Annotated in this window: 3 protein-coding genes; all 3 read left to right on the forward strand. The window is 32.8% G+C overall.

Annotated features, from left to right (window positions below; all coding sequences use genetic code 11):
• The first annotated feature begins 383 nt into the window (after positions 1 to 383).
• Genes VFM92_RS08395 through VFM92_RS08405 form a run of 3 tightly spaced genes read left to right on the forward strand, consistent with a single transcriptional unit; the run spans position 384 to position 2,261 of the window.
• Entirely contained in the window at positions 384 to 1,232 is an 849-nt protein-coding gene (locus VFM92_RS08395; RefSeq protein ID WP_325121762.1) for an alpha/beta hydrolase, read from the forward strand.
• Entirely contained in the window at positions 1,232 to 1,723 is a 492-nt protein-coding gene (locus VFM92_RS08400) for a sigma-70 family RNA polymerase sigma factor (protein WP_325121763.1), read from the forward strand. Before VFM92_RS08395 ends, VFM92_RS08400 begins: the two co-directional genes overlap by 1 nt.
• Complete coding sequence (locus VFM92_RS08405) at positions 1,713 to 2,261, forward strand: hypothetical protein (protein WP_325121764.1); 549 nt, start codon at positions 1,713 to 1,715, stop codon at positions 2,259 to 2,261. Before VFM92_RS08400 ends, VFM92_RS08405 begins: the two co-directional genes overlap by 11 nt.
• The last annotated feature ends 175 nt before the right edge of the window (positions 2,262 to 2,436 follow it).

The raw sequence follows: 2,436 nt of genomic DNA on the forward strand, positions 1-2,436 counted from the left end.
TCCCGCTTTCTTCACTGCATTCCTCACGGAAAACCAGCTTGCGGCTTACTAACAGGCTTCACCAACTCGCCTGTAAGGGACTTGCACCCTCTGGAATAATATGGTATCTTCGATACCAGATGCCCATACTGGGCACACACAGCACCTACACGCAAGCAGGGGTTTCGTGCTTCGTAGGACAGGAAAGTGGTATATTTGAAGTTCAGTTCTTCGTAGGAAGTTCAGTGGTAAAAATCCCTGCCTGCGTGTAGCCGCAAAACGTTGTGCAACATTTAGACCAACCATTATCGTAGAATAAATTGACCTTATTTTATCTCACTTTTGAAATAATAAGTAACATTTTTTGATTTCCGCATCTAAAGGGAAATCAAAACTTAAAGCCAATGAAAAATCTTATTTTATTATTCGTCTCATTCGTATTTTCTTTATCTATTTATGCAAAAAATGAAAGTCAGCCTATCAGTGTAGAAGTTACAGGAAAAGGTAAACCAATAGTATTAATTCCTGGATTTACAGTTCCTGGAGACATTTGGAATCCACTAGTAAAGAAACTTGAAAAGAACTACGAATGCCACATAGTAACATTAGCTGGTTTTGGAGGAACAGAACCAATTGAATTCCCTTGGTTACCTAAAGTCAACGAGTCTATAAAAAAATATATATTAGAAAATGATTTACAAAATGCTACCATAATTGGTCACAGTCTGGGCGGAACAATTGCCACTTGGCTTGCTGCACAAAACGAATTAAAACTTTCTAAAATAATACTAATTGATGCGCTTCCTGCTTCTGGAGCATTAATGATTCCTAATTTCAACCCTGAAAACTTGATTTATGAAAGTCCATATAACAATCAACAACTAGCAATGGATGATGTAGCCTTTGAGCAAACTGCCACAGCAATGTCGAAAAGTATGAGTCTTAAAGAATCAGCTCAAGAAAAAATCAAGAACTGGATACTAGAATCTGACCGAAAAACATATGTTTATGGATATACAGATTACCTTAAATTAGACCTTAGAGAAAATTTAAAAAACATTTCGATTCCAGTTACTATAATTGCAGCGTCACAACCATATGGTGAGGAAATGGTTAAACAAACTTATAAAAATCAATATGCAAATTTAAAAGATTACAATTTTATTATAGCGGAAGATAGTGCCCATTTTATAATGCTTGACAAACCCGAATGGTTTTTAAAACAAATGCAAACGATATTATCATCTAATTAATGATTACAGAACAAGAATTCACTAACATCTATAATATACACGCTTCTAAAGTCCACAGGTTGTGTTTAGGATATGCATCAGGAAATAATGAGCTTGCAAAAGAATGGCATCAGGAGACTTTTATAGAAGTTTGGAAACATAGAAACTCATTTAAAGGAAAGTCGTCTATTGACACTTGGATTTATAGAATTGCAGTAAATGTTTGTCTAGGTGATTTACGTAAATCAAGAAAAAGCATCACTATTAATGAAGACTTATTGTCAAATAGTAGCTATGATGACAACAAAAAAGATGATGAAAAAAACATCAAAAAAATGTATCACTGTATTGACCAACTAAATGAGCAAAATAAAGCATTGATATTATTAGAGCTAGAAAACATACCACAAACTACTATTGCAGACACCGTTGGTTTAGCACACGGAACATTAAGAACGCGCTTGAGTCGTATTCGAAAATCACTTTTAAAATGTATTACAAATGGAAAATGATAACTTAAATAAATTATGGGATATTCAAACTAATGATATATCAAACTTTAATCCCAAAGAAATAATTACAAAAGCAAAGAAGCAACGTAACAGTCAATATATCAGCATCACTATTATGTCGTTAACAGTGATAGTGTTAATAATCTATGCTTTTTATTATGCATTTAGTCAATGGAACACCTTTAATCTAGGTTTAATTCTTATGATTTCAAGTCTTACATTACGAATTATCTTGGAATTCTATTCGTTATATCGCAAAGAAAAACAACTAATCTCAATGGCTCAAAAATCTTACTTTGCCTATCTGAAAAAGTATTATAAAGCTCGACAAATGATAAACTTTGTTATTACACCCATCTGTATTGCAGTTTATATATTTGGATTTTATTTGCTACTACCTTACTTTAAAGATTACTTTTCAAAAGGGTTTTACACTTACATTCTAATTTCAGGTTTTCTTTCTCTTGCTTTTGTTATTGCTATAATTATTAAGAGCACAATCAAAGAACAAAGCTTTTTAAGACAATTGCATAAATGATAAAAAAATATCAATTTGAATAAAAAAAACGTTGCACAACATCTAAGCTCTAATGATGCGCGCTAAGGGCGCGGTTCATTAGAGCTTCTGTTGAGCTCAACTTCCAAACCTACACTGTTTTTCTATGGGGATTGAATAAGTTTATTTTGGGCTTTCTTTCCTGTTTTTAGTAAAC

This window comes from Marivirga sp., assembly GCF_035704835.1.
Lineage (GTDB): Bacteria > Bacteroidota > Bacteroidia > Cytophagales > Cyclobacteriaceae > Marivirga.